The sequence below is a fragment of the Diaphorobacter caeni genome (assembly GCF_015354245.1).
Taxonomy (GTDB): Bacteria; Pseudomonadota; Gammaproteobacteria; order Burkholderiales; family Burkholderiaceae_C; genus Diaphorobacter_A; species Diaphorobacter_A caeni.
On sequence record NZ_JADKYZ010000007.1, the window covers coordinates 159,246 to 184,038 of the forward strand.

Consider the following 24,793-nt stretch of genomic DNA (forward strand, 5'->3'; position numbering starts at 1 on the left):
TTCTTCAGGCCGCTCGCCGGTCGTTGGCCGCAAAGCGCTGCCATGCGGCGTTCCACGGCTCGAGCGCGTCGTTGCGTGCCGGCAGGTCGAGACCGGTGACGGCCGCGAACTGTTTGGCATCGACGAAGCCGTTGTCCAGCAGCGCCTGCACCAGCCGCTCGAACGGCTCGCGCGCGTCTTCCAGCAGCTGCCGTGCGCGCGCGATCTCGGCCTGCAGCGTGGCTTCGATGGCCGGGTTGCTGCACTCGACATCGGTGTTGACGTGCTGCTCCACATCGTGCGTCACGTCGGTGCGCGAGAGCCGATCGCCCATCGCCCAGTGGCGGTGGTAGCGCGCGGCATGGCGCGTGGCGCTGCTCAGGTCTTCCTCGGCGCCGGTCGTCACCGCATCCTCGCCGAATACCCAGAGCTCGGCCGCGCGGCCCGCGAGCGTCACGCAGATCTCGTCGCGCGCCATGCGGCGCGATTCGGCCACGCGCGGCGCGTAGCTGGCGTAGCCGCCCTCGAACGACGCGACGTTGATGCGCACGTCGGTGGGCGCGCAGTGGTTGAGCAGCGCGTAGACCAGCCCGTGCCCCGCCTCGTGCACCGCGAGCAGCGCCCGGAAATCGGGCTGCGCGCGCTGGCGCAGCTTGTCGATCTCGAGATGCAGCGCGATGCTCCGCTCTGCGATCAGGCTCGCGCCGCCATTGCCCTGCAGACGCATCACGAGCTGCTTGCCGTCGTCGCTCATGTCGAGCTCCAGCGCGCATTGCGAGCGCTGGTTCGTCATGCCCGCCTGCGTCAGCTGCTGCATCGCCCAGACGGCCGCGCTGCCCAGACTGGGGCCGAGCACCGCATGCACGGTGGAGAACACCGGCCGCGTTCCCTGCACCGGAAACACCGCGTTCTGGTAGAGCGCGGCAAGCACCGCGGGCGTGAGCGTGATGTCCAGATCGAGCGCGCCGCGCACCGCCTCGACCTGCTTGCTGCAGGCGTCGGCGATCAGGCGTTCGTAGGCATGGCGGTTGAGCGACGGAAACACCAGATGCTGGTTGCCCAGACGCGCCACCTGCTCGGGACGAAAGCGCTTGGCGAGCGCCTCCTTCACGTCGATGGTCGAGAGCCGCTCAGTGAAGCGGTGGAACACATCGGCATCGGTGTCGCAGTCCTGCACGCGCCTGGCGACGCCCTGGTACATTTCGTCGAGATTGCCGGTCACGAGGATCAGCAGCTTGCTGTGGTCCGTGCCCCAGCGGCTGGGGTCGTTGCGGAAATGCTCGAGCCGCTCCTGCACCTGCTCGGGCGTCCAGCGCATGATCTGCGTGATCGGCTCGCTGAGCTTGAGCGCATGCTGCAGATCGCGCGCATCGAAGGCCGAGAGGTGGAAGGGCGACTTCTGCCTGGGCTTCTTGAGTGGTCGGTCAGCGGCATCGCTGTCCTCGTCCGCTTCGTCGTTGGCCTTGTCCACCTGCGTTTGCATGGCCTCGTACTGGTGGTAGGCCTGCTCGAGCTCAATGCGGTCCAACGCGTCCATCGGCGGCGACAGACGGCCGTCCGAGAGCAGCGCCCAGACGTCCTGATAACGCTTCACCGCGACATCGTTGCCCTTGCGGTCCCGCGTGCGAAAGCGTTGGAACTCGTCGAGCAGCAGAATGCCCGGCTCGCCTTCGACCACCGATGAGCTGGCCAGCATCGACGCAATCGAATCGCGCGTCGCGCCGTGCGTGCTGTTGCTGAAGCCGTCCATCTGCACTTCAAGAAAGCGATCGTAGAAGCCCAGCAACTGCGCGAGACGTCGCACGAGCTGGGTCTTGCCGGTGCCGGTCAGGCCCCAGAGGCAGACGATGACCGGGCGGTCGATCACCTCGGGCAGCAGATACCACGCGCGCACCGAATCGATGAGCCGGTCGATCAGCGTGTCGAGGCCGAAGAGCTCGGTCTTGAGCGTCTTGGCGGTGATGTCCAGCACCTGCTGGCGCAGCGCCACGCGGTTGCTCAGCAGCGTGTGCGCGGGGTGGGTTTCGGTGCGGTGGTCGATGGTGATGGTCTCCGTTGTTGTTTCCGTCGTGTTGGTTGCTGTGGATGTGGCGATTGTTGTGGTTGTCGTGTCCATGTTCCTGTTCATTCCCAATGCTTGAAACCTCCGCTGGCGGCCGTCTGCCGGCGCAGCTCCACCTTGTCCGCACGGCGCTGTGCGCTCTGGCTGCGGATGTGTTTGCCTGCGCCGCCCGATGAGGCGCGCAGGACCATGGCGCGCGCGACGTGGTTGCGCGGCGATGGCGGTGGAAGCTGCATGACCAGTGGCTGGCGCATGCGGCGAAGTTTCTTGGTCTGCCCTTGCGCGAAATCGCGCGAGAAAGTTTTTGCACTCATGTGCGCTCCGTAGTACGAAGTCCCGGCAGGCGCGAACGCGCAGGCGCGGGAATCGCTCCCGGGCAGGCGCACGCGTGAGGTCGTTTAACGACGCGCAGTGCCAGCCGGGACGGATGACGGGCGCGTCAGGGTTGAGCGGTGTGGATCAAAAACTGAGTCATGGGCAATCTCCGGGAAGTCGGTTCGGTGGAGAGGCTGCGAAGCTGCGGCGGGATCTTCTGCAATGGCAGGCCAGAACCGCAGGGGCTGTGTGCGGAAGGTCGTCCGCAAACACAGAGCAAGGCGCAATTGTGAAGCGCCGCAATGACCTTGCGCAAGAGGCTGTACCGCGAATCGGCGCGAGACATTGCGATTTCAAAGGCGTGAGTGGTGTGTTGACAACAAAGCGGGACTCAAGCCCGTCGCGAATTGGCTTATCCGGTCGACGCTGCGAGTGGAGCGCCGCGTCGCAACATTGATTTGCATGAAAACAAGGGATAACCCCAGATGAGCATTTGATTGATCTTTCTACATTGACATTGTTTATGAGCGTTTACTTATGTATTGTTGATGCATGTCCATTGATTCAAAACAAGGGAACTCCCCCATGAAACTGCTTCGAACTTCAACTGTCGCCGCAGCGGCGCTCATGCTGTCGCTGTTCGGCGCGGGCTCGGCCATGGCGCAGGCAACTCAGGATGCGTCGCGCGCGCTTCATACGCGGCAATTGGCCGCCAACTGCGCCGCCTGTCACGGCACGGACGGCAAGGCTGCTGCCGGATCGCCGCTGGCCACGCTGGCAGGCATGCCGGCGGACAAGATGCTCGCGTCGCTGCAGGACTTCAAGAACGGCAAGCGCGAGGCGACCGTCATGCACCAGCTCGCGAAGGGCCTCACCGACGATCAGATGAAGACGCTCGCGGACTACTTTGCCGCGCAGAAGCCCTGAACCCCAGAACGAAGAACAACGAAACTAGAAAGGACACATCATGCAAAGACGTGAGCTTTTGAAGGCATCGGCGTCGGTCGGTGCATTGGGATCGCTGGCCGCGCTGACAGGTTGCGCTGGCGGCGCATCCACCTCGGGAGCTGCCAAGGCCAAAGTGGTAGTGGTCGGTGGCGGTTATGGCGGTGCGACGGCGGCCAAGTACGTGCGCATGCTGTCGGGCCAGAAGATCGACGTGACGCTGGTCGAGCCGCAGGAGCAGTTCGTCTCCTGCCCGCTGTCGAACCTGGTGCTCGGCGGCAGCAAGTCGATTGGCGATCTCTCGACGAGCTACTCCGCGCTCGAGTCGCGCCATGGCGTGCGCCGGGTAAAGGACTGGGTGAAGTCCATCGATGCCGCGAAGAAGACCGTGCAGCTGGCGGGTGGGCAGACGCTGCCGTACGACAAACTGATCCTCTCGCCGGGCATCGACCTGATGTGGAGCGGCGTGGAAGGCCTGGAAGCGGCGAACAAGAGCGGCCAGATCCTGCAAGCCTGGAAGGCCGGGCCCGAAACTGTGGCGCTGCGCAAGCAGCTCGAATCAATGAAGGACGGCGGCGTCTACGCGCTCACGATTCCCGAGGCGCCTTATCGATGCCCGCCCGGACCTTACGAGCGTGCCAGCCAGATCGCGCATTACTTCAAGCAGCACAAGCCCAAGTCGAAGGTACTGATTCTCGACGCGAACCAGGACGTCACGTCCAAGGGGCCTCTGTTCAAGAAATACTGGGCCGACAACTACAAGGGCATCATCGAATACCGTCCCGAACACAAGGCCGTCGCGGTCGATGCCAAGGCCGGGGTGGTGAAGTTCGACGTGCAGAACGACGTGCGCGCCGACGTGCTCAATGTGCTGCCGCCCATGCGTGCCGGGGCCATTGCGGTGCAGTCGGGGCTGGCCACGGCGAACGCTCGCTGGTGCCTGGTGAACTACCAGACCTTCGAATCGACCATCGCCAAGGATGTGCACATCATCGGAGACTCGATCCAGATCGCTCCCGCCATGCCCAAGTCCGGCCACATGGCGAACGCCCATGCCAAGGTGGCTGCGGCGGCCGTGGTAGCGCAGCTCACCGGGTTGGAAATCGCCGCCAACCCGATGCTCACCAACACCTGCTACAGCTACGTGAGCGACAAGCAGGTCATCCACGTGGCATCCGTGCATCTGTACGACGCGGCCGAGAAGACCTACAAGACGGTGCCCGGTTCGGGCGGCGTGTCGGCGGCGGCGTCGGACCTTGAGGGCGTCTACGCATGGAACTGGGCGCAGAACATCTGGGCGGACAGCCTGATGTGAATCGGCATTGGTGGCAGGGTCGGGATCGGCATGGCACGCGCGGTCATGACCGGTCCCTATAATGACTCCATTCAAAAATTGTTCATCTGTCGTGATTGCAGGTCTGTGTGCGACGGGAGACAAGATTCTGTTCCGGTGCGCCGCCGCACCGGCAACGCTCGGGATCGCATGCGCTGCGGTCCTCATTCCTTGAGCGCAGTTTTCGTCTCCAGCTCGTCCCGCACAGGCCAAGCGTTTCACGCCGGTTGCTGGAGAAGTCATGGAAGTTCTGTCCGCCCTTGAGCCCATCGTGCGCGAAGTCATCGAGCCTGCCGCCGCGCAGACCGACAGCGAGGCTGTTTATCCCCGCCGCTCGCTGAATGCGCTGGCCGATGCGGGTTTGCTGGGGCTCATCAGCGCAAAGGAAGTGGGCGGCATGGGCTGCGGCCTGCGCGAAGCCGTGCAGGTGGTCGAGCGCATCGCGCAGGACTGCCCTTGCACGGCGATGGTGCTCACCATGCATTACTGCGGCGTCGCGCTGATCGAGCCGTTTGCCGCCGACGACGTGCGACGCGCGATTGCAGAGGGGCGACACGTGACCACGCTGGCGGTGTCCGAGTCAGGCTCGCGCAGCCACATCTGGGCGCCCACGGGCACTGCGGATGCGCAGGGCGAAGTTGGTGCAGACGCGGTGCTGCTCAACGCGCACAAGAGCATGATCACTTCGGCGGGCGAGGCGGATTCGTATGTCTGGATCTCGCGCGCGAGCCAGGGCGAGGGCAATATGCTGTGGCTGGTGGACAGCCGCTTGCCGGGCCTCACCGTGCCGAGCGCATTCGACGGCATGGGCCTGCGCGGCAACGCGTCGTCGCCTATCGCGGCCAAGGATGTGAAGGTGTTCAGGCGCGACATGCTCGGTGCCGATGGGCAGGGCGAAGCGGTCAAGGGCCACTACCTGATGCCGTATTTCCCGACGCTGATCGCGACGACCTCCGTCGGCCTGATGAAGGGCGTGCTGCGGCGCGCGGTGCAGCATGTGGCGGCCACGCGGTTCGCAGAGAGCGGCAGTTCGCTCGCCGATCTGCCGACGATCCGTGCCTATCTCGCCAAGGCGCAGCTGCAGGCCGATCAGGCCCAGCTGCTGCGCGACGACGCGGTGAACGCAGTGCTCGCGCAGCGCGGTGATGTACGCACGCGGCTTCTGCAATGCAAGGCGGCAGCGGCTGAGGCCGCGCTCGGCGTGACCGACACGGCGATGCGCGTATGCGGCGGCGCGGCCTTTCGCAAGGTGCTCGGCATCGAGCGCCTGTTCCGCGATGCGCGCGCGGCTTCGGTGATGGCGCCGACCACAGACGTCATCTACGACATGCTGGGCAAATCCATGTGCGAGGCGGCCGTCTGATCCATTCACGATGCAGGCCATCGAGCCGTTCAAGTTTCACTCATTCAATCAAAGGCAAACCATGACCGCTTCCTACAATGTTCTCAAGCTCGGTGCCGTGGCCTATGCGCCCAAGGTGATCACGATCTGGGAGGGCTTCAAGGCGCACTTCATCGAGCGCGGCATGTATTTCGACTACGTGCTGTACTCCAACTACGAAAGCCTGACCGAGGCGCTGATGTCGGGCGAGGTGCAGCTCGCATGGAACTCGCCGCTGGCCTTCGTGCGTGCCGATCTCATGGCCAGAGCCGCAGGCCAGAAGGTCGAATCGATCGCGATGCGCGACACCGATCTCGATGTGCAGTCCCTGTTGGTCGTGCCTGCCGACAGCCCCGTGCAGACGCTCGACGATCTGCGCGGCAGGACCGTGGGTTTCGGCGCCATCGATTCGCCGCAGGCCACGCTGATTCCGCTGGATCATCTGCGTCAGGCAGGCATGGTGGCGGGCAGGGACTACACCGCGCGCCGCTTCGATGTGCTCGGCGGCAAGCACGGCGACCACATCGGCGGTGAGCGCGACGCGGCCAAGGCCATGGTGGCGGGCGAGATCGATGCGTCGTGGATGGTCGCCAAGAACTTTTTGGCCTTCGCGGCCGAGGGCACGCTGCCAGCAGGAAAGACGCGGGTGCTCGCGACCTCGGGTGCTTTCGATCACTGCAACATGACAGCGGGCCCGAGCATCACCCAGGAAGACTCGGACCGCTTTCGCGACCTGCTGCTGGGCATGTCGTGGGACGATCCCAAGGTGCGTCCGCTGCTCGAGCTCGAAGGCCTCAAGGTCTGGCATCCGGGCCGTGCGTCGGGCTACCGATTGCTGGAGCGAGCGGTAAGGGATGAACAGTTCTACGACGCCGCCGGGCGCATCGCGGTGCAGGGCTACAAGTACTGACGCTGAACGACGATGAGTGCAACGAATGAACCTCGCGGGCCGCTGGTGGAGCTGCAGGCGCTGGGCTTTGATGCGGGCGCGCATCTGCTGGTCAAGCATGCGCTGGCGGACGTTGCCGTCGGCGAATGCGTGAGCGTGCAGGGACTTGCGCCCGGCTGGCATGCGCAATTGGCCGCGTGGTGCAAAGCGCAGGGGCATGAACTGCAGACACCCGAGGGCTGGTGGCAGGCGGCGCAACTGCAGGTGCGCAGGGGCGTGGTTCAGGTGGGGCGCTGGCGCGGCGCCGCGCAGACCGGGCGCAGCGATGCTGCCCAGCCCGATGCGGTGGCCGACAGGGCTGAACCCGTCTGGGGGCTGGCCGCGCGCGGGGCTGCGGTGGAGCAGGGCGCTCCGGCGTTTAATTTTCGATTGAGCGAAAAGGCTGAATTCTGGAGCGACAGCGCGGGCGATCTGTACGCGCAGGCCGTCGCTGCGCAGTGGAGTGCCGATGTCGACATCGACTGGGACGATGCGCCCGAGCCGCCCGCGCCCATCGAAGATGCCATCGTGCAGATCATGACCTACATGGTCGAAAACGAGAACGCCGCGCTCGTCGTGCCCGCGCGCTTTCTGGGCGAGCTGCATCCGCACTACCGCGAGATGCAGGCCGCGCTCGCCATTCAGATAGCGGACGAGGCACGGCACATCGACGTCTTCACCCGCCGCATTCGCCGCCACGGCCGCGAGCCCGCGTTGTCGACGGCCGGAGGGCAGGCATCGCTCATGAGCCTGCTCGACGAGAAGGATTATTCGGTGGCGGGCTTTCTGCTTTCGGTGCTTGGTGAGGGCACGTTCGTGAACCTGCTGCAGTTTCTGCAGACCGATGCGCCCGATCCGCTCACCCGCCAGATCTGCCGCCTGGCAGCACGCGACGAGGCGCGGCACGTGGCGCTCGGCATGTCCCATCTGCTGCACCGGCTGAAGCTCGAACCCACATTTCGTCACCGCCTCGCGCAAGCGGTGGAGGCGCGCCACGATGCGCTCGCGGGCACGGCGGGTCTGAACGAGGAAGTGTTCGACGCGCTGATCCTCGTGGCCGCCGGAGAACTGACGCCCGAAGCCGTCGCCCGTGGCGCCGCGCGCGTGCAGCAGCTCATGCAGGATATGGCCGATGGACGCTATGCCAAGCTGGTGCGGCTGGGATTCGAGAAGGGACATGCGCAGGAGCTGGCGTCGCTGCACACGCGAAACTTCATGTAAGACCGTGCCGCGTGCGTTGGGTTGAGGCGCAATTTCGGGGAAACTAGGCCGTGTGCGGTGCTCCAGCGGCACCGATATGGCCGACGTCATACGGCAGGAAATCGCAATGAAAAAATTGTCCAAAGTTTCCCTTCTGATCGCGCTGGGCTTCGCCGGAGTGGCAGCGTCAGTCCCCGCTTGCGCCCAGCTGGTCTCGGCCGCGTATCTCAAGCAGTACAACGAAGCGACGGATTACGCCCCCTTGCTCGCGGCGGCGCTGCAGGATTTCTCGAGTGGCGGGGAGTTCTATGCACGCCAGATCATCGGCGAATGTCGGCTGGTGCGTGCGCAGTCGGAGCAGTGGAAGAAGAAGGCCGCAGAGGCGAATCAGGATGCGCCCGAATCGCCGCGCGCCAAGGCGATTGCGCTGCTCGGTGCACGTTGCGAGAACATCAGCGATGCCCAGTTGCAGGGGACGTTGGTGAGTTCCGAACGGACCGGAGGCGTGCCGGATCCTTTGATCGTGGCCGAGCAGGACATCATCCAGAAGGTCCGCCACACCTCTGCAGCGCCGCGCGAACGGGCGCGTCTGGCGGGGCCGGATCGCACGTTGGAACCGGGAAAGCGCATTCTCATCAAGCTCCCGAAGGAACTGCAGGATCCTCTCTTCATTGGTCGCTTGACTCGCAAGTGGCAGCTTGCAGATACCGAGACGTCGAAGCCACGTGTGGTCTACACCTATTTGCGTGGCAGCTTCCGGCCCGGCGCGGAAGAAGTGGTGGGCGCAGCAGCGCGGCTAGTGCCTTGTGAAATGGGGCTGGTATGCGATGAGCGCGAATTCTCGGTGGCGATGCCTTGTGCCTCCACCGGGAAATGCGACGGTAGCCGCGAAGGTGCATTGCTCCGGATTTTCCAATCGCGGGACAAGGACTTCGACAATGCGCTGAGCACCGCGAAGGAACTGGCGCAGTCGATCAGGGATGAGGAAGGATCGCGGCTGCTGGTGCTTTGGTAGCGGTGATGCGTGACAAGGTGCTCAATCGACCTTGAGTGTCTGAGCCGATGTCTCGAACGCCTTCTGCTGGCTGGTGAATTCCTGCACGGTGGAGTTGAAGTTCACGCCCACCATGTGGCCGTCCATGTCGGAGAGGTACATCACGTTGCGCAGTTCGGTGTCTATGGCCGGCACGGTGCTGTCGAGCAGCACCCATTGGCGCGCGCCGATCTTCACCATCCTGCTGTCGTTGAACGCGAGACCCGGCGTGAGTTTGGGCATCATGTTTTCCATGGCTTCCTTCAGCTCGGGCAGGCTGCCTTGCGAGAGCGGCTTCTTCATCTCTGACCACGTCACCGACACCGTGCTCGTGCGCCTGGCGTTGCCGTAGGCCTTGAGCGGCTTGCGTCCGTTGCGGCCGAACTTGGTATCGATCTCGGCCCCGCTCAGCTCGGTGTATCCCTTGGGCATGTCGAGCTTGAGCACGCCGCTTGGCATGTCGATGTCGACGGCATGTGCGGCCAGTGCCACGAAGGCCGATGCCAGCGCGATGCTCAGGCGTTGAAAGGTCGAGGCGATGATGTTCATGTCGGTGGCTTCCTGACGGTCGATGAGGCGGTGAGAGGATGCTCGCCCATTGTCGTGGCGGTTTCGCGACTTCGAGAACATTGCCGACGACGTGTAGGTAACGGCTTGTTTTACACTGGCCCGGACATCGTTCCAACGGAGACAGAATCCATGCTTTGCAGCAGCTGCAACACCGGCACCTTGATGCCCACGCGAATCGACGACAAAGGGCCGGCCTGCTATCAGTGCAACCACTGCAACGGCGCTCTGCTGTCGTTGGCTCCGTATCTCGACTGGGTCAGAACGCAGCCCGCTCCTGTCGCCTCGACGCAGACTTTCGAGGATGAAGCCAAGGACACCAAACGCGCGCTGCCATGCCCCAAATGCAGCCGCATCATGCTGCGCTTCAATGTGCTGGCCGACAAGGCGCATGGACTGGACTTCTGCTTTCACTGTGAAGAAGTCTGGCTCGATGCGGGCGAGTGGCAGTACCTGCAGGCCCAGGGCCTGCACACCCGCATCACGTCTATTTCGACCGATCCCTATCAGCGCCGTCTGCGCGACCAGGCGCTGCGCGAATCGGCGCAGCAGCGCTTTCGCACGGTGGTGGGGGATGAGGGCTTTGATGAGGTGCAGCGGTTTGCCTCATGGTTGAAGGACCAGCCTGCGCGCGAGGCGATTCTTCGGCATCTGAACAACGAAATGCGAGACTGAAACTCCGCCTCGCTCAGTTGGAAGAAGACTGTGTGAGGCACGGGTTTTTGAGTCCGCTGTGCTCTCCTTCTTCCAACTCGCGGCTCTGGCTTACAGCGCCGCAATGCGTGCGGCAATCGCTTCTCCGAGTTGCGTCGTGTTGGCCTTGCCGCCGAGGTCCGGGGTGAGCGGACCGCTCTTGATCACGTCTTCGATGGCCTTGAGGATGGCGTCGTGCGCGGCGCGGCCTGCGCCTTCGCTTCTGGTGAGGAAGTCCAGCATCATCGCGCCGGACCAGATCATCGCGATCGGGTTGGCGATGTTCTTGCCGTAGATGTCGGGCGCGGAGCCGTGCACGGGCTCGAAGAGCGAGGGGAACACGCGGTCCGGGTTCAGATTGGCAGAAGGCGCGAGGCCGATGGTGCCGGTGGTGGCGGGGCCGAGGTCGGAGAGGATGTCTCCAAAGAGGTTGGTGGCGGCCACGACGTCGAAGCGGTCGGGCTGCAGCACGAAGCGTGCAGTCAGGATGTCGATGTGCTGCTTGTCGAGCGTGATCTCGGGATAGCTCTGGTGCACGTCTTCGGCGCGCTTGTCCCACCAGGGCATGCTGATCGCGATGCCGTTGCTCTTGGTGGCGAGCGTGACGTGCTTCTTCTTGCGGCTTTGGGCGAGATCGAAGGCGTATTTCAGCAGGCGCTCGGCACCCTTGCGCGAGTAGACCGATTCCTGGATGACGATCTCGCGGTCCGTGCCCTCATACATGATGCCGCCGAGCGAGGTGTATTCGCCCTCGGTGTTTTCGCGCACCACGTAGTAGTCGATGTCGCCGGGCTTGCGGCCTGCGAGCGGGCAGGGCACGCCTTCGAAGAGGCGCACGGGGCGCAGGTTGATGTACTGGTCGAATTCGCGGCGGAACTTCAGCAGCGAGCCCCACAGCGAGACGTGGTCGGGCACGGTGGCGGGCCAGCCGACCGCGCCGAAGAACAGCGCGTCAAAGCCCTGCAGTTGGGCCTTCCAGTCGTCGGGCATCATCTTGCCGTGCTGGGCGTAGTAGTCGCAGTGCGCCCAGTCGAAATGCGCGAATTCGAGCTTGAGATCGAACTTCTTCGCGGCGGCCTCGACGGCGCGAAGGCCCTCGGGCATGACTTCCTTGCCGATGCCGTCTCCCGGCAGGACGGCGATGCGGTAGGTTTTCTGTGCGGTGGTCGTTGTGGACATGAGCGGCGTGCCTCGTGATGACTTGAATGACATGGGAATGACTGCCAGTGTCCACTAAAAACGCCGTGAATAAAATACGCGAATCGGCGTCTCAATTTTTACGATTCGTGAATAATTTCCCTGACCCCCATGACCTTCGCGTCTTTGCCATCGTGGTGCGCAAGGCGGGCTTTTCCGCGGCTGCCGAGGAGTTGGGTGCATCACCCGCCTATGTGAGCAAGCGCATTCGCATTCTTGAGGAAACGCTCGCGACCAAGCTGCTGCATCGCACGACGCGGCGCGTGGCCGTGACGGAGGAAGGCGAGCGCGTGTTCCACTGGGCGCAGCGCGTGCTTGATGACATGGACCAGCTCATGCAGGAGGTGGCGATCACGCGCCGCGAGCCGCGCGGCACCCTGCGGGTGAGCTGCAGCTTTGGCTTTGGGCGGCTGATCGTGGCGCCCGCATTCTCAAAAATGGCCGAAAAATATCCGGCGCTGCAGGTGCGGCTGGAACTCGTGGACCGGCTGATCGACGTGGCGGCCGAGGGCTTTGATCTCGACGTGCGCGTGGGCGACGAGATCGCGCCGCATCTGATCGCGCGGCGTCTGGCGACGAATCATCGCGTGCTGTGCGCCGCGCCCGCCTATCTGGCGCGTCGGGCCGCGCCGAAGCAGTTGAGCGAACTGGCGGCGCACGACTGTCTGGTGATCAAGGAGCGCGACCACCCGTTCGGCGTGTGGCGGCTCAAGTCGGGCACGGCGGAGCAGAGCGTGAAGGTCACGGGGCCGCTGTCCTCTAACCACGGCGAGGTGGTGGTGCAATGGGCGCTGGACGGGCGCGGCATCGCGTTGCGGTCGATGTGGGATGTGGGGGCGCATCTGCGCAGCGGGCGACTGGTGCGGGTGTTGCCCGAGTGGCGGCAGGAGGCGAATGTGTGGGCGGTTTATCCGACACGGTTGCAGGTGTCGGCGAAGGTGCGGGTGTGTGTGGAGTACTTGCAGGAGTATTTCCAGCGGGAGGTTTGTCTTGGCTGAGGGCGGAGGCCGGAGGCTGGAGGCCGGGAGCTCCGCCTGGCGGCGGAGTCACTTTTTGCTTGCGCGCAAAAAGTAACCCAAAACGCGCTTTCAATACCTCCGGCGGAACTCGCTGCGTTCCTTCGTCACTCCGCTCGGACAACCGCCGGAAATCAGTTTGGAAGAGGTGGGTCGGCACGTCGCTGCGCTCGTGCCGGGGTGCTTGCAGAATTGGGTTGGGCGGTAAATGCCCACTGCTCTTTTGTACGAATTCGATCCAGAGAGCAAATCAAAAATCACGCAGCACTGGCGCACCAACATCTCGCGAAATCGCGAGATGTTCGACACGAGCGCAGCGACGTGCCGAAAGCACTTCTTATGAAAACTCTGACTCGCGGCGGTTGCCCGAGCGGCGCGCGCAGCGCAAAGCGAGTTCTGCCGCGGGTATTGAAAAGCGCATTTTTGGTAACTTTTTGGGCAAGACCAAAAAGTTACTCCGCCGCCGGGCGGAACTCCCGGCCTCTGTCGCCAGCAACGCAGCAAGTGCATGTTTCATTCAAGCAACTCGCCGCAAAAGTAAGAAGCAGAAGTGAATGAGGCACTTCGCAAGACATCAAGCAGGATTGGCCTGAGTGTCGGGTTTCAATGGTTTCATTTCCGGGCTTGGCTGCTGCTGCGATGTCAGCGCACTGCCCATGGCGGCCGCCATGATGACGCCGATCGCGGTCCATTGGAAAACGCTGAGGTGTTCGCTGAGCAGCAGCATGCCGGCCAAGGCCGCGACGGCTGGTTCGGTGGCGAGCATGGTGGAGAAGCCGCTGTGCGACATGCGCTTCAAGGCGAACATTTCGAGGGAATACGGAATCGCGCTGGACACCGCAGCGACGGCCAGGCCGTAGAGCAGCAGGGATGGCGTGAGCAGTTTCATTCCGGCCTCGGCGATGCCGAAGGGGACGACGATGATGGCGGCTGACAGCAGCGCGAGCGACACGACCATGCCGCCGTGCATCTGGCCGGTGCGCTTGCCGAGGACGATGTAGCCACCCCAGCAGATGGCGGCGACGATGGCGTAGAGCAGGCCCACGGGGTCAAGCGTGCCGACCTGCACGCCAAAGAGCGGCAGGATCAGCAGCATGAAAAGGCCGAGGGCGGCGAGGGCGAGCCATACGAGGTCGAGCAGGCGCCGCGAGGTCCATACCGCGACGGTGAGCGGGCCAATGAATTCGATGGCGACGGTCACGCCGAAGGGCAGGCGCTTGATGGCCATGTAGAACAGCAGGTTCATGAGTCCGAGCACGGTGCCGAAGATGAAGATCTGCTGGAGGTTGGCCTTGGTGGGGGCGAAGCGCCAGGGGCGCCAGATGGCGATGAGGATGAGGGCGGAGAAGCCCACGCGTAGGGCGGTGGTGCCTTGCGCGCCGATGACGGGAAACAGATGCTTGGCAAAGCTGGTGCCCACGCACAGCGAGGTGACCGAGCCGAGAACGGCGAGCGACGGCAGCAGGCGCTGCCACAGGGAATGTTGCATGGACGGGATAATATTGCGCCAGGTGAGAGGAAATTGCGCAGTATTGATCGCTGAAATGCAATTTTCGCTCTATCTGCTCAACCGCTTTCTGTGTTCAACGCCGTCATCATTCCCCGGAGCGCTTTGTTCGACATGCACCAGGAGCTCGATTCCTTTGACGTGGCGATTCTCGCCATTCTTCAGGCCGACAATCTCACGCCCCAGCGCGAGATCGCGGAGCGGGTGCATCTGTCGCCAGCCGCCGTGCAGCGGCGCATCCGGCGGTTGCAGGACAGCGGGGTGATCGCGGCGAACGTGGCGGTGCTGCGGCCCGAGGCGCTGGGGCGGCCACTGACGATTTTCATCGAGGTGCAGCTGGTCAACGAGCTGGATGCGCTCACCGCCGGGTTTCGTGCGCGCGTGGCGGTGGAAGAGGCGGTGCAGCAGTGCTACAGCGTGACCGGGCAGACGGACTATCTGCTGATCGTCACGGCGGCCGACATGCAGGAATATCAGGCGCTGACGAAGCGGCTTTTCGAGGGTGACCAGAACATCCGGCGCTTTGTCACGTCGATTGCGCTGGCCACCTTGAAGCAGGGTCTGCGGCTGCCGTTGCCGTTGCCGTTGCCGTAGCAGTCGCTGTAGCTGTAGCTGCTCAGCAGACCCGTCCGCTGGAGCCAACGGAGCTGGCGCTGGATCAGCCCGCGAGCGCGGCCTTCACGGCGGCGGACACCTGGCCCATGTCGGCCTTGCCGGCCAGCTTGGACTTCACCGCGCCCATGACCTTGCCCATGTCGCCGGGGCCGGATGCGCCCAGCTCAGCCACGATGGCGTTCACGGCGGCCGTCACTTCTTCGGCGGACATGCGTTCGGGCAGGTAGGCCTGAAGCACGAGGATTTCGGCCTTTTCGACATCGGCCAGGTCGTTGCGCTCGGCCTTTTCGTAGGCGGCGACGCTGTCCTTGCGCTGCTTGATGAGCTTGTCGACGATGGCGACCACGGCGACGTCGTCGAGCTCAACGCGCTCGTCGACTTCTTTTTGCTTCATGGCGGCCAAGAGCAGGCGGATGGTGCCCAGGCGAGCCGATTCCTTGGCGCGCATAGCCGACTTCATGTCGTCCGAAATTTTTTCCTTGAGAGACATTGTGGTACTCCTTGTGTACTACGAAGCCTTGCGGCTTCGATGGGTCAATCGTTTGGAGGTGCCAACACAGCCCTTCATGCTTTGTTGCGAAGCCTTGCCGTAGAAAACTACTGTCTGCGGCTTCGCGTCGCGCCTGAAGGGCTGTCTTGGCATTGTGGCTGGGGGATCAATCGCTCCTGGCTCTGCTGAGTTCGGTGTTCGATGCGGGGATGGGAGGGTGATCCAATTTCAAAAACAAAAAAGCCGCGCTTGGCGTCCCTAGCGCGGCTTTTGGCGTGTCGATGAACTCGCCGAAACTGACTAATCGGAGATCAGTACAGCTTCTTGGGCAGTTGCATGCTGCGAACGCGCTTGTAGTGACGCTTCACGGCGGCAGCCTTCTTGCGCTTGCGCTCGGCTGTTGGCTTTTCGTAGAACTCGCGTGCGCGCAGGTCGGTCAGCAGGCCCAGCTTTTCGATGGTGCGCTTGAAGCGACGCAGAGCAACGTCAAAGGGTTCGTTTTCTTTTACACGGATGGTGGTCATTAGCTAATGTTTTCCAAATTTTTTGCCGCTAGAGGGTTTTCGGGAGATCGGGCCTGAAAACCATGCGCGGCGGGTGTTGCCCCGCCTGAAACTAGTATTGGCCGGCGGAGCTATTGCCAGCAAAGCCCAATATTATAGCGGTGGATTTTCGCTTTGCAAGTTGCTATCGATTCGGGAGTCTGAATGCCCTGTGACGGGGCCTGCCCGAGGGGCGCATTCAGCGACGGGCGCGGCCACTCCAGAGTGTCAGCATGGCCAGCGCCTGCAGGAACAGGGCCCCGGCGAACAGCCAGAGGTGGGCGGGTTCGATCCGCAGCAGCAGCGAAAACGTCAGCGGCGCGAACGCGTAGAGCGCCTGCGAGATGGCGACGATGAGGGCCACGACGCGGGCGACGTCCACGGCGGCGAAGTCGGCCTGAGCGATCAGCGGCGGCAACGAAATCGTGTTGCCGATGCCCGCGCCGAACAGCACCAGCCCGCACCACAGTTGCACGCCGGGGCCGCTCGTGGTCATCAGCAGCGCCACGCCGCACATCTGCATCGCATAGCTCGCGCAGCTCAGCATCCGTCGCTCGCGGGTGGTGGCAAGCGCTCTTGCGTAGAGCATTCGGCCCAGCATCGCGCAGGCGGTCATCAGCGTCATGCTCCAGCCTGCACCTTGCGGGCCAAGCATCGGCACGAGCAGCGAGTACAGGTGCGAGACCAGTCCGCTCTGGGCAAACAGCGACAGCGACATGGCGGCGGCCAGCGTCTGGAAACGCCTGCTGCGCCAGAGGCTGGGGCCGGGCAGGGAGGGCGTGGTCGACGGAGCGCCTTGGCGGGCGGAGGTGCCGTTTGCTCCGGGATCGTCCGTCGCATCCGGTGGCGCGCCATCGGGCGACTGGCCCAGCATCGCGGGCGTGAGAGACAGCACGCGGCGCGTCAACCAGAACATGATGAACAGCGTGCTGGCGCCCACGATGCACGCGGCGACCGGAAAGCCGAACTGCGCGATCAGCAGGCTCCACAGCGGCGCGAACACCATGCCGCCGACGCTGGCGCCGTTGTACGCCTTGGAGAGCGCCATCGGCCGTTTGCGGTTGAACCAGGGCGTGATCATCGCGTTGATGCCGGCGGCGCTCATGGTCACCCAGCCCGCGCCGGTCAGCAGCGCGGCTGCAAAGAGCTGCCAGTGCTGGTGCGCGCAGGCCCAGCCGAGAACGCCCGCCGACGCGAGGCAGGAGCCGATCAGCGTGACGCGCGGCACGCCGAAGCGCGCGTGCAGTCTGGGCAGGAGCGACACCACGAAGGCTCCGAACAGGTAGTGCAGCGTGATAGCGGCCGAGACCAGCGCCACCGACCAGCCCGTGGCGGACATGACCGCATAGAGAAAGATCGGCGGACCGTAGAAGCCGATGCCCCAGCCCAGCATGCCCGACACAAAGGCGGCGCGCACCACGGCGTGGCCGTGGAAGGGGGCGGTGGCTTGGTGCGGGTGGTGCGGCATGTGGAAGCTATCTTGCCATCATCGCCAAGGCGTGTTGGAGCCGTTCAGTCCTGCGGAAGTGCGTGCGCGCAGGCGTGGGCGCTGGCCCATGCCCACTGGAAGTTGTAGCCGCCCAACCAGCCGGTGATGTCCACCACCTCGCCGATGAAGAACAGGCCCGGTTGCGCCTTGGCTTCCATGGTCTGCTGCGACAGCGCCTTGGTGTCCACGCCGCCGAGCGTCACCTCGGCCTTCTTGTAGCCTTCGGTGCCGGTGGGCACGAGTTCCCAGCGCGCGAACCGTTCGGCCAACTGGGCGAGCGCCTTGTCGGACGCCTCGTTCACCGGCCGCTGCCAGTCGGTGCTCTGCTGCACCCAGGCATCGGCCAGGCGCGACGGCACCTTGCCCGCGAGTTCGTTGGCGATCAGCTTTTTGGAGCGCGCCTTGGCCTCCTGCAGCGTCTCACTCAGGTTTTCTGTCGGCGCGAGGTTGATGGACAGCGGCGTGCCGGGCTGCCAGTAGCTTGAGATCTGCAGCACCGCAGGCCCGGAGAGACCGCGATGGGTGAACAGCAGGTCCTCGAGAAACGCCATGCGCTCCTTCTTGACTCCGGTGCTGATTTCCACCGGCAGCGCGAGGCCCGCGAGCTGCGCGTAGGGCTCCCAACCGGCTCCGTCGAAGGTCATCGGCACGAGACCAGGGCGGCGCTCGACGAGCGGCAACTGGAACTGCGTGGCGATGCGGTAGCCGAAATCGGTCGCGCCGATCTTGGGAATCGACAGGCCGCCCGTGGCGATCACGAGGCTGCGGGCGTGCACGGTGCCGCGCGAAGTCTCGAGCTCGTAGCGCGCGCCGGTTGCGCCGCCGTCCAGTCCATCGATGCGGGAGACGGTGCAGGGCTGCCAGCGCTCGACCTTGCCGTCGGCGCATTCGGCGAGCAGCATGTTGATGATGTCTTCGGCCGAGCGATCGGCGAACAGCTGTCCCTTGTGCTTCTCGTGGTAGGCGATGCCGTGCTTTTCGACGAGCGCGATGAAGTCCTGCGGCGTGAATTTCGACAGGGCCGAGCGGCAGAACTGCGGGTTCTGGCCGACGAAATGCTTGTGCGGCGCGCGCACGTCCAGATCGCGGTTCGTGAAGTTGGCGCGTCCGCCGCCCGAGATGCGGACCTTCTCGGCCACCTTGTCGGCATGATCGATCAGCAGCACCTTCAGGCCGCGCTGGCCCGCCTGAGCGGCGCAGAACAATCCGGCGGCACCGGCTCCGATGATGATGGCGTCGAAAAAGGGCGATGAGGACACGGTGATGCAGGGGCAGTAAAAAAGAAACGGGCTCGCCATGAAGGCGAACCCGCGATTGTCTCAGTGTTGGGTTGTGCGCGCTTGACGGCTCAGCCTTTCCAGACAAACGGGAACTTGAGCTGCTTGAAGAAGCCGTTGGGCACGTAGTCGCCGAGCACGCCGTATTTTTCCGGCCAGATCTTGTCGCTCTTCACCGCCGTGCCGAAGAGGTAGTCGAGAAACGCGAAGTGCGCGGCGTAGTTCTTGTCGAGCGCTTCCTGGTCCTGACTGTGGTGCCAGTGGTGGAAGTTGGGCGTGACGATGATGTAGCGCAGCGGGCCAAGGCGCACGCTCACGTTCGCATGATTGAACACCGCCTGGAAGCCCACGATGATGATGTAGGCGTCGATCACTTCCTTGCTGAAACCCAGCACGTAGATGGGCGCGAGCACCAGCGTGCGGGTGATCAGCAGCTCGAGGATGTGCTGGCGCGAGCCGGCCATCCAGTCCATGCTCTTGACGCTGTGGTGCACGGCGTGCAGGCGCCAGCCGAGCGAGGTCTCGTGGTAGGCGCGGTGCGTCCAGTACTGCACCAGATCGGCGACGAGCACGATGAGGAACAGCGCCACCCAGAAGTTCAGATTGGCGACCCAGCCGCGGATGCCGTCGTTGGCGGCCCAGCCGAAGAACTTGTGCACCATGAGGTTGGTGGCCAGCAGCACGAAGCCGACCACCATGTGGTTGACGATGAAGTGGTGGAAGTCGGTCTGCCATTCCGCGCGGAAGATCGGCTGGTCCTTGCGCAGCGCGAACAGCTTTTCGATGAAGATGAAGATCAGCGACGAGCCGAGCAGGTCGAGGATGAACCAGTCAAGACCGATGTACGGCGTGTTGCTCGGAAAGTTCGGATTGACCTCGACCTTGTGTCCGCCGAGGATGGCCGTGATGGCGACGAGACCGAACGCGAAGCTCGAGAGCCAGCGCGAGCGGTTGAACAGGATGTTCACGAGCGACATTCCGCCCGCGATCACCATCGCCACGAACATCACGTTGCGCAGAATCGCCACGTCGTAGCTCTTGCGCAGCTCGGGCGTGGTGAGGTATTGCGGAAAGTGAAAGGCCAGCACGCCCAGAAAGCACAGGCAGGCCAGCGTCAGCGCGATGACGCCGGTGATCAGGCCCTTGCCCTTGCGGAGTTCGCCATGGCTTTCGGTGAAGTCGTTGAGTTTTTCCAGCATGGTGCGAGTGAGAGATTGCGGCCTCAATGTAAGAGTTGGTGAGTTTATCCAAACGCCTTCGCGGCTGATGTAACGATAAATTTATAGAATGCCACTATGGACCTCCCATCACACCAACTCAGCATGACCGTGCTCATGTCGCCCGACATGGCCAATTTTTCCGGCAACGTGCACGGCGGCGCCGTTCTCAAGCTGCTCGATCAAGTGGCGTATGCCTGCGCGGCGCGCTACTCGTCCAGCTATGTCGTGACGCTGAGCGTGGACCAGGTGATGTTCCTGCAGCCTATTCACGTGGGCGAGCTGGTCACCTTTCTCGCGAGCGTGAACTTCACCGGCAATTCGTCGATGGAAATCGGCGTGAAGGTGATCGCCGAAGAGATCCGCACCCAGGTCGTGCGCCATGTGAACAGCTGCTTTTTCACCATGGTGGCCGTCGACGAAAACCGCAAGCCCGCGAAGGTGCCGATGCTCACGCCGGAGACCGCCGACGAAAAGCGCCGCTGGTCGGCCGCTCAGATCCGCAAGCAACTGCGTGGCGAATTCGCCGCGCGCTTCGAGCAGGCGAGCAAGGGCTGAGGTCGCCAACACGCTCTGAGCGCATGAACATGCGTTGAGAGCTCAGTCCTTCTGCTGTCTGGGGGCGGTGATCGCCTTGCTGTAGAAGCCGGAAGGGTCGAAGCAGCACACGCGCTGCTTGCCCGATGCAAGCATGTCGCATGCGTCGCGGATTCGCTTGGCGCGCGTGCCGGCCTGTTTGGCGGTCACGATCCAGTGAATCCAGTCCACCCGCGCGATCGTCGTCGTGCCAAGCCATGTCTTGAGTGCTTCGGGCGCGGCATCCAATGCGGATTGCAGATCGGCGGGAGCCTCCGGTTCGGGTTCCTGCTCCACCGCGGCGATTTGGTAGAGCGCCGTCTCGCCAAAACGCAGGCCAGCCGCATCCTGCAGCGCGGGGTCGATGCGCAGCCAGTGGCTCTTTTGTCCGTCGGGCTCAAGCGTGACTTGAAACGGCTGCCCGTTGACCGATCCGATGACCGTCGTTCTGCCCCTGCGCGGCAGTCTGGCGCTGACGGACTGGGGCAGCAGCACAAAGCCCCAGGGCGCTTCGCCCGCTGACAGCGCGGGGCGCAGCAACTCCGCTTCAAAGCTGGAGCGAGTCGTGTCCTCGCGGGTCATGGTTGCGGTCTTGGTCATGGCAACGGCTCGGAGAGTCAGGCGGCCATTGTGACGGATCGCGGGCTGCGGGCTGCTTGAAGGCTGCCAGGTGACTTTTTGCAGATTACTTGGTGGCCTTCTTGATCAGCGCCTTGGCCTTGTCGTCCTGGGCTCCCTTGCTGAGCTTGTCGGCGGCCTCCTTGGAGATCGTGGCGCCGCTGTCGATCAGCGCCTGTGCCGCGTCGTAGTTGCGCACGATGAGCGCCATGCTGAGCGGCGTGAAGCCCTGGGTGGTGCGCGCGTTGCGGTCGCCGCCGAGCGCGAGCAATGCCTTGACGACGGGAGCCGGACACTGCTGGGCGGCGGTGATCATGGGGCTCGCGTCGGCGTTGGACGTGTTGACGATGGCACCGCCCGCTGCGAGCACGCGGATCATCGTCACGATGTCCTCCACCGGCACCCGTTTGCCGCTGCATGACATGGTGGCCAGTTTGATCGGCGTGTGCGGAAGGGCTGTCTTTTCGTTGGGATTGACCCCCGCGCCCAGCATTGCGCGCACGTCGTCGATCTGGCCGTTGAGGATCTGACCCGCGAGATTGTCCGCCACCGGGTAGATGTCGTTTTCCTTGATGTAGGCCTTGGCTTCTTCCTTGCCCATGGGGGCGGGGGCTGCGCCCGGCTGTGCATGGACGACGGCGGGCGAGAGGCCGGTCAGCAAGGCGGCCGACAGGGCGAGAGCGAAACAGGTGTTCTTGAACGGGGTGGGCAAAGAGGCTCGCATGTCACTTCACTTTCGGGCCTTGGACGCGGCCGCGCTGTTGGATGGTTGTGCTTGTTTGTCGATGGCGCGCTCGAGCGTGCTTTTCATGGGCGGGTCGGTGGGCCATTCGAAGAACAGCTTTTCGGCCTCCTTGCGGGTGACGCGCGCGCCCTGGGTGATGAGGGCGTCGGCGCGATCCAGCTGTCCGGTCATGAGCACGTAGCTGAGCGCCGAGAAGCCCTGGGCATTGCGCGCATTGGGCTTGGCGCCGAGCTGCATCAGCGAGGTCAGCAGCGGTGCGGGGCAGGTTCGCGCGGCCTGGATCAGCGGCGTGTTGCCCGCGCTGTCGAGCTCGTTGATGTCGGCACCGGCCTGTGTGAGCAGTTGCGCGACGGTCACCAGTTTCCGTGGGTCGACCTGCTTGCGGCCTGGTGTGTCGATGTCCAGGCAGCCGGCGGCCATGGCGGTGGTGAGAATGCCCATGCCGCCTTGGTCCTTGGGCGTGGGATCGACGCCTGCCGCGAGCAGCGCTTTCACCGCGTCGATATCCGCACCCATGGCCGCCTGCTGCAATGACGTGCGGTTGATCGGCGTGCCGCGCTCGTTGAGCCATCGGCGGGCAGCGGGCTCGCGCTCAGGATCGACGGCCCGTGCGGGAGCGGCCAGATTGCCATACGAGTCGCGGCGACGCTGGAAGTCCTTGAGTTCGTCGGCCTGGGCACCGAACACGGAGGGTTCCGCGACGGCCAGCGCAATCGCCTTGTCGAGCACCGGATCACGCGCGTTGATGTCGCGCAGCGTCTGCAGCGCCTGTTTGCGCACGGCGGGGCTGAAACTGGTGTTGCGCGCCATGGTCAGCAAGGGGTTCTGAGACACGACCGGAAGATGGATCTGCACCAGCTTGATCCCGGGATCGCGCATCTCACCGAGCTTGGCGAGCACGGCCATGACCTCCAGCCGCTCGGCATCGGTCTGGGCGCGATCCATGGCCTGCACGAGCTGCACGATGCTGTCGCGCACGCCGCCGGATCCATCGGAATTGGCCTTGGCTGCCGCCTGTGCGGACGCGGCCAGCGCCTCGATCTGTGGCGATGCATGGCCCGCAAGGCCCGTCATCAGCCCACCCAGCAGCACGATGGCCGCTGGAATTATCCGCCAGTGGGTCTCCTGCCCCGTGGCGGTTGTTCTTTTCACTCTCACCATTGCCTCCATCTATTGATTAAATGGTTTTGTTAGTTCAATGGGGATTGTTGCACAGGAACTTGCCCCGCCGGACCGCTGCGGCGGGCGTGATGACAATGGCTTGCCTTGTCATCCGGTGGGGCAGGGATGACGTGGAAATTTGGGCTCGGGCGGAGGGCGCCCGAGCCCGGCTGGGTTCAGGCGGTGCGTTCGTGCGGCTGCTCGCCGCTGCCATGCGAGTGCAGCGCCGTGACGCCGCGCACCACGTCGCCAACCACGATGATCGACGGGCTCGCGAGCTGATGCGCCTCGATGGTGGTGCGCAGATCGCCCAGCGTCGTCACCGCATGGCGCTGGTGCGCAAGGCTGGCGTTCTGGATCACGACGGCGGGAGTGGTCGCGGGCAGGCCGCGCAGCAGCTCCTGCTGGATGTGCTCCGAGCCGCTGATGCCCATGTAGATCACCAGCGTGAGCTTGGCGTCGTGCGCGGTGCGTGCGAGCTGGTGCCAGTTGGTGCCCGCGTCGCCGGGTTTGGCGTGGCCGGTGATGAACACCACCCCATGCGCGTGGTCGCGGTGGGTGAGGGGCGTGTTCAGCGAGGTGAGACCGGCGAGACCCGAGGTGATGCCGTTGATGACGCGCGCCTCGACTCCGGCCGCGCGCAGAGCCTCGATTTCTTCGCCGCCACGGCCGAAGATGAACGGATCGCCGCCCTTGAGGCGCACCACCTGCTCGCCCGCCAGCGTTTCGTTGATCATGAGCTTCTCGATGAAGGCCTGCGGCGTGCTCTTGCAGCCACCGCGTTTGCCGACGTGCACGATGCGCGCACTGGGTGCGGCGTGTTCGAGCACGGCGATGTTGACGAGATCATCAACCAGCAGCACCGTGGCGTTGGCAATGGCCTTGACGGCCTTGAGCGTGAGCAGCTCCGGATCGCCGGGGCCGGCGCCCACCAGCGTGCAGGAGCCCTGTGGGGCGGAAGAAGAGGTCACTGGACTGCGCATGTGCTTTGCTCCTCACGAACGCGTCGTGCGGTCTGAATGATGAATTGGACTTGCTGTGCGATGGCGGCGGGCACGGTGCGTCGGCCGTCGAGCACGTCCTTTGTGTATTGGGCGGTGGTCGCCACGTCGATCTCGGTGGGCAGGCCGGGCACGTCGGTGGCGGTGCCGGGGCTCTGCTCCTGCAGCAGGTGGTGCGTGCCGCGCACGAAGCCATCGTAGCGTGGCGAGCGGCGTGGGTCGGCTGCGACCTCGCCCTCAAGACCGCGAGAGAGTACGCCGTTCATGCCGAGCGCGGAGTAGGTCTCGCGCAGCGTGTCGAAGTACTCGGGATGCGTGTAGCTGCTGATGACCAGCGCGTTCGCCGCGCCGGGATTGATGAGCTTGACCACGCTGTGCGCAGGATTGCGCAGGCCGATGATCTCGCGGGCGGCCAGCAGGCGGGCAAGGCGCGGATGCAGGTGCTGCGTGTCGATGTGAGCGACCTCGCCGTTCGCCAGCGCGCGCGGGGCGGTGCTGGGTGCAATGTCGAGAGCGATCAGCACGTCGGAGGCAAGCACGCGCCGCGCCTCGGTGCGCATGCCGTGCAGCAGCACCGGCAGACCTTCACGCGCGAGCAGCAGGGCAAGCAGGGGCGTGAGCACCGGCAGCTTGCGCGCGCCGTTGTAGCTGGGCAGCACGATGGTGGGGGTGTCGGTGGCGGGAAAGCGGGCGATGCGCGCATGCGTGGCGTCGAGAAAGCCGCTCATCTCCTCCAGCGTCTCGCCCTTGATGCGCATGGCGATGCAGAACGCGCCGATTTCCAGGTCGGTCACCTGACCGTCGAGGATCTGCCCGAAGAGATCGGCCGCCTGCGTGCGGTCAATGGCCTTCGCGCCGCGCGCGCCGCGGCCGATTTCCTTGAGATAGTGGCTGATGCCCATGGTG

The 24,793-nt window shown here is 64.3% G+C and carries 25 protein-coding genes; 10 read left to right on the forward strand and 15 right to left on the reverse strand.

Annotated features, from left to right (window positions below; translation table 11 throughout):
* Positions 1-4: 4 nt before the first annotated feature.
* Positions 5-2,095 carry an AAA family ATPase gene (locus ISG32_RS17885; protein ID WP_194772392.1) on the reverse strand — a complete coding sequence of 697 codons (2,091 nt, stop codon included), beginning with the start codon at positions 2,093-2,095 and terminating at the stop codon, positions 5-7.
* Positions 2,096-2,103: 8 nt separating this feature from the next.
* Positions 2,104-2,355: a hypothetical protein gene (locus tag ISG32_RS17890; protein WP_194772393.1), complete on the reverse strand. Its 252-nt coding sequence runs from the start codon at positions 2,353-2,355 to the stop codon at positions 2,104-2,106.
* A 586-nt stretch (positions 2,356-2,941) separates the two neighbouring features.
* Here ISG32_RS17890 and ISG32_RS17895 point away from each other — a divergent pair.
* The 6 genes from ISG32_RS17895 to ISG32_RS17920 all read left to right on the forward strand — a co-directional run bounded on the left by ISG32_RS17895 (position 2,942) and on the right by ISG32_RS17920 (position 9,158).
* Positions 2,942-3,283 (forward strand): c-type cytochrome, encoded by a 342-nt coding sequence (locus tag ISG32_RS17895; RefSeq protein ID WP_194772394.1) that lies wholly within the window; start codon positions 2,942-2,944, stop codon positions 3,281-3,283.
* A 40-nt stretch (positions 3,284-3,323) separates the two neighbouring features.
* On the forward strand, positions 3,324-4,616 hold the full coding sequence (locus ISG32_RS17900; protein ID WP_194772395.1) for an NAD(P)/FAD-dependent oxidoreductase: 1,293 nt from the start codon (positions 3,324-3,326) through the stop codon (positions 4,614-4,616).
* Positions 4,617-4,875: 259 nt separating this feature from the next.
* Positions 4,876-5,997, forward strand: a complete 1,122-nt coding sequence (locus ISG32_RS17905) for an acyl-CoA dehydrogenase family protein (RefSeq protein ID WP_194772396.1) — start codon at positions 4,876-4,878, stop codon at positions 5,995-5,997.
* A gap of 61 nt (positions 5,998-6,058) precedes the next feature.
* Positions 6,059-6,925: a phosphate/phosphite/phosphonate ABC transporter substrate-binding protein gene (locus ISG32_RS17910; RefSeq protein WP_194772397.1), complete on the forward strand. Its 867-nt coding sequence runs from the start codon at positions 6,059-6,061 to the stop codon at positions 6,923-6,925.
* 12 nt (positions 6,926-6,937) lie between these two features.
* Positions 6,938-8,164, forward strand: coding sequence for a ferritin-like domain-containing protein (locus ISG32_RS17915; RefSeq protein WP_194772398.1), 1,227 nt, complete (start codon positions 6,938-6,940; stop codon positions 8,162-8,164).
* A 106-nt stretch (positions 8,165-8,270) separates the two neighbouring features.
* Entirely contained in the window at positions 8,271-9,158 is an 888-nt protein-coding gene (locus tag ISG32_RS17920; RefSeq protein WP_194772399.1) for a hypothetical protein, read from the forward strand.
* Positions 9,159-9,179: 21 nt separating this feature from the next.
* On the opposite strand, the gene ISG32_RS17925 is transcribed toward ISG32_RS17920, so the two are convergent.
* Positions 9,180-9,725: a hypothetical protein gene (locus ISG32_RS17925; RefSeq protein WP_228529912.1), complete on the reverse strand. Its 546-nt coding sequence runs from the start codon at positions 9,723-9,725 to the stop codon at positions 9,180-9,182.
* Between the two features lie 150 nt (positions 9,726-9,875).
* Between ISG32_RS17925 and ISG32_RS17930 the strand changes: the two genes are divergently transcribed.
* Positions 9,876-10,418, forward strand: a complete 543-nt coding sequence (locus ISG32_RS17930) for a TFIIB-type zinc ribbon-containing protein (protein WP_194772400.1) — start codon at positions 9,876-9,878, stop codon at positions 10,416-10,418.
* Positions 10,419-10,508: 90 nt separating this feature from the next.
* Here ISG32_RS17930 and ISG32_RS17935 read toward each other — a convergent pair whose 3' ends face one another.
* Entirely contained in the window at positions 10,509-11,615 is a 1,107-nt protein-coding gene (locus ISG32_RS17935; protein ID WP_194772401.1) for a tartrate dehydrogenase, read from the reverse strand.
* Between the two features lie 107 nt (positions 11,616-11,722).
* On the opposite strand from ISG32_RS17935, the gene ISG32_RS17940 reads away from it, so the two are divergent.
* The gene (locus ISG32_RS17940) at positions 11,723-12,631 is read left to right on the forward strand and encodes a LysR substrate-binding domain-containing protein (protein ID WP_194772402.1); all 909 of its coding nucleotides are present in this window, start codon (positions 11,723-11,725) and stop codon (positions 12,629-12,631) included.
* Between the two features lie 592 nt (positions 12,632-13,223).
* On the opposite strand, the gene ISG32_RS17945 is transcribed toward ISG32_RS17940, so the two are convergent.
* Positions 13,224-14,138 (reverse strand): EamA family transporter, encoded by a 915-nt coding sequence (locus ISG32_RS17945; protein ID WP_194772403.1) that lies wholly within the window; start codon positions 14,136-14,138, stop codon positions 13,224-13,226.
* 132 nt (positions 14,139-14,270) lie between these two features.
* Between ISG32_RS17945 and ISG32_RS17950 the strand changes: the two genes are divergently transcribed.
* Positions 14,271-14,750: an Lrp/AsnC family transcriptional regulator gene (locus ISG32_RS17950; protein ID WP_194772404.1), complete on the forward strand. Its 480-nt coding sequence runs from the start codon at positions 14,271-14,273 to the stop codon at positions 14,748-14,750.
* 64 nt (positions 14,751-14,814) lie between these two features.
* Here ISG32_RS17950 and ISG32_RS17955 read toward each other — a convergent pair whose 3' ends face one another.
* The 5 genes from ISG32_RS17955 to ISG32_RS17975 all read right to left on the reverse strand — a co-directional run bounded on the left by ISG32_RS17955 (position 14,815) and on the right by ISG32_RS17975 (position 19,768).
* The gene (locus tag ISG32_RS17955; protein ID WP_194772405.1) at positions 14,815-15,261 is read right to left on the reverse strand and encodes a GatB/YqeY domain-containing protein; all 447 of its coding nucleotides are present in this window, start codon (positions 15,259-15,261) and stop codon (positions 14,815-14,817) included.
* A gap of 311 nt (positions 15,262-15,572) precedes the next feature.
* Positions 15,573-15,785 carry a 30S ribosomal protein S21 gene (gene rpsU / locus ISG32_RS17960; protein WP_007833691.1) on the reverse strand — a complete coding sequence of 71 codons (213 nt, stop codon included), beginning with the start codon at positions 15,783-15,785 and terminating at the stop codon, positions 15,573-15,575.
* Between the two features lie 217 nt (positions 15,786-16,002).
* The gene (locus ISG32_RS17965) at positions 16,003-17,271 is read right to left on the reverse strand and encodes an MFS transporter (protein WP_194772406.1); all 1,269 of its coding nucleotides are present in this window, start codon (positions 17,269-17,271) and stop codon (positions 16,003-16,005) included.
* Between the two features lie 44 nt (positions 17,272-17,315).
* Positions 17,316-18,551 (reverse strand): BaiN/RdsA family NAD(P)/FAD-dependent oxidoreductase, encoded by a 1,236-nt coding sequence (locus tag ISG32_RS17970; protein WP_194772407.1) that lies wholly within the window; start codon positions 18,549-18,551, stop codon positions 17,316-17,318.
* Positions 18,552-18,640: 89 nt separating this feature from the next.
* Entirely contained in the window at positions 18,641-19,768 is a 1,128-nt protein-coding gene (locus ISG32_RS17975) for a sterol desaturase family protein (RefSeq protein ID WP_194772408.1), read from the reverse strand.
* Between the two features lie 96 nt (positions 19,769-19,864).
* Between ISG32_RS17975 and ISG32_RS17980 the strand changes: the two genes are divergently transcribed.
* Positions 19,865-20,344, forward strand: a complete 480-nt coding sequence (locus tag ISG32_RS17980; RefSeq protein ID WP_194772409.1) for an acyl-CoA thioesterase — start codon at positions 19,865-19,867, stop codon at positions 20,342-20,344.
* Between the two features lie 42 nt (positions 20,345-20,386).
* Here ISG32_RS17980 and ISG32_RS17985 read toward each other — a convergent pair whose 3' ends face one another.
* From ISG32_RS17985 to ybiB, 5 genes are all read right to left on the reverse strand, one after another.
* A complete protein-coding gene (locus tag ISG32_RS17985; protein ID WP_228529913.1) occupies positions 20,387-20,962 on the reverse strand; it encodes a YdeI/OmpD-associated family protein in 576 nt (191 codons plus the stop codon).
* Between the two features lie 85 nt (positions 20,963-21,047).
* The gene (locus tag ISG32_RS17990; RefSeq protein WP_194772410.1) at positions 21,048-21,704 is read right to left on the reverse strand and encodes an ankyrin repeat domain-containing protein; all 657 of its coding nucleotides are present in this window, start codon (positions 21,702-21,704) and stop codon (positions 21,048-21,050) included.
* Between the two features lie 6 nt (positions 21,705-21,710).
* On the reverse strand, positions 21,711-22,877 hold the full coding sequence (locus ISG32_RS17995) for an ankyrin repeat domain-containing protein (RefSeq protein WP_194772411.1): 1,167 nt from the start codon (positions 22,875-22,877) through the stop codon (positions 21,711-21,713).
* A gap of 185 nt (positions 22,878-23,062) precedes the next feature.
* Positions 23,063-23,869 (reverse strand): uroporphyrinogen-III C-methyltransferase, encoded by an 807-nt coding sequence (cobA, locus tag ISG32_RS18000; RefSeq protein ID WP_194772412.1) that lies wholly within the window; start codon positions 23,867-23,869, stop codon positions 23,063-23,065.
* A complete protein-coding gene (gene ybiB, locus ISG32_RS18005) occupies positions 23,854-24,789 on the reverse strand; it encodes a DNA-binding protein YbiB (protein ID WP_194772413.1) in 936 nt (311 codons plus the stop codon). The genes cobA and ybiB overlap by 16 nt, the downstream gene beginning before the upstream one ends.
* Positions 24,790-24,793: the final 4 nt, after the last annotated feature.

Bases quoted from the DNA above. Each gene is read 5' to 3' on its own strand.
- ISG32_RS17925 (WP_228529912.1), bottom strand. From the start codon at position 9,725: ATGAACATCATCGCCTCGACCTTTCAACGCCTGAGCATCGCGCTGGCA.
- ISG32_RS17900 (WP_194772395.1), top strand. From the start codon at position 3,324: ATGCAAAGACGTGAGCTTTTGAAGGCATCGGCGTCGGTCGGTGCATTG.
- ISG32_RS17955 (WP_194772405.1), bottom strand. From the start codon at position 15,261: ATGTCTCTCAAGGAAAAAATTTCGGACGACATGAAGTCGGCTATGCGC.
- ISG32_RS17965 (WP_194772406.1), bottom strand. From the start codon at position 17,271: ATGCCGCACCACCCGCACCAAGCCACCGCCCCCTTCCACGGCCACGCC.
- cobA (WP_194772412.1), bottom strand. From the start codon at position 23,869: ATGCGCAGTCCAGTGACCTCTTCTTCCGCCCCACAGGGCTCCTGCACG.
- ISG32_RS17885 (WP_194772392.1), bottom strand. From the start codon at position 2,095: ATGGACACGACAACCACAACAATCGCCACATCCACAGCAACCAACACG.
- ISG32_RS17930 (WP_194772400.1), top strand. From the start codon at position 9,876: ATGCTTTGCAGCAGCTGCAACACCGGCACCTTGATGCCCACGCGAATC.
- ISG32_RS17895 (WP_194772394.1), top strand. From the start codon at position 2,942: ATGAAACTGCTTCGAACTTCAACTGTCGCCGCAGCGGCGCTCATGCTG.
- ISG32_RS17950 (WP_194772404.1), top strand. From the start codon at position 14,271: ATGCACCAGGAGCTCGATTCCTTTGACGTGGCGATTCTCGCCATTCTT.
- ISG32_RS17975 (WP_194772408.1), bottom strand. From the start codon at position 19,768: ATGCTGGAAAAACTCAACGACTTCACCGAAAGCCATGGCGAACTCCGC.
- ISG32_RS17935 (WP_194772401.1), bottom strand. From the start codon at position 11,615: ATGTCCACAACGACCACCGCACAGAAAACCTACCGCATCGCCGTCCTG.
- ybiB (WP_194772413.1), bottom strand. From the start codon at position 24,789: ATGGGCATCAGCCACTATCTCAAGGAAATCGGCCGCGGCGCGCGCGGC.
- ISG32_RS17920 (WP_194772399.1), top strand. From the start codon at position 8,271: ATGAAAAAATTGTCCAAAGTTTCCCTTCTGATCGCGCTGGGCTTCGCC.
- rpsU (WP_007833691.1), bottom strand. From the start codon at position 15,785: ATGACCACCATCCGTGTAAAAGAAAACGAACCCTTTGACGTTGCTCTG.
- ISG32_RS17915 (WP_194772398.1), top strand. From the start codon at position 6,938: ATGAGTGCAACGAATGAACCTCGCGGGCCGCTGGTGGAGCTGCAGGCG.
- ISG32_RS17980 (WP_194772409.1), top strand. From the start codon at position 19,865: ATGGACCTCCCATCACACCAACTCAGCATGACCGTGCTCATGTCGCCC.
- ISG32_RS17905 (WP_194772396.1), top strand. From the start codon at position 4,876: ATGGAAGTTCTGTCCGCCCTTGAGCCCATCGTGCGCGAAGTCATCGAG.
- ISG32_RS17890 (WP_194772393.1), bottom strand. From the start codon at position 2,355: ATGAGTGCAAAAACTTTCTCGCGCGATTTCGCGCAAGGGCAGACCAAG.
- ISG32_RS17910 (WP_194772397.1), top strand. From the start codon at position 6,059: ATGACCGCTTCCTACAATGTTCTCAAGCTCGGTGCCGTGGCCTATGCG.
- ISG32_RS17945 (WP_194772403.1), bottom strand. From the start codon at position 14,138: ATGCAACATTCCCTGTGGCAGCGCCTGCTGCCGTCGCTCGCCGTTCTC.
- ISG32_RS17990 (WP_194772410.1), bottom strand. From the start codon at position 21,704: ATGCGAGCCTCTTTGCCCACCCCGTTCAAGAACACCTGTTTCGCTCTC.
- ISG32_RS17985 (WP_228529913.1), bottom strand. From the start codon at position 20,962: ATGACCAAGACCGCAACCATGACCCGCGAGGACACGACTCGCTCCAGC.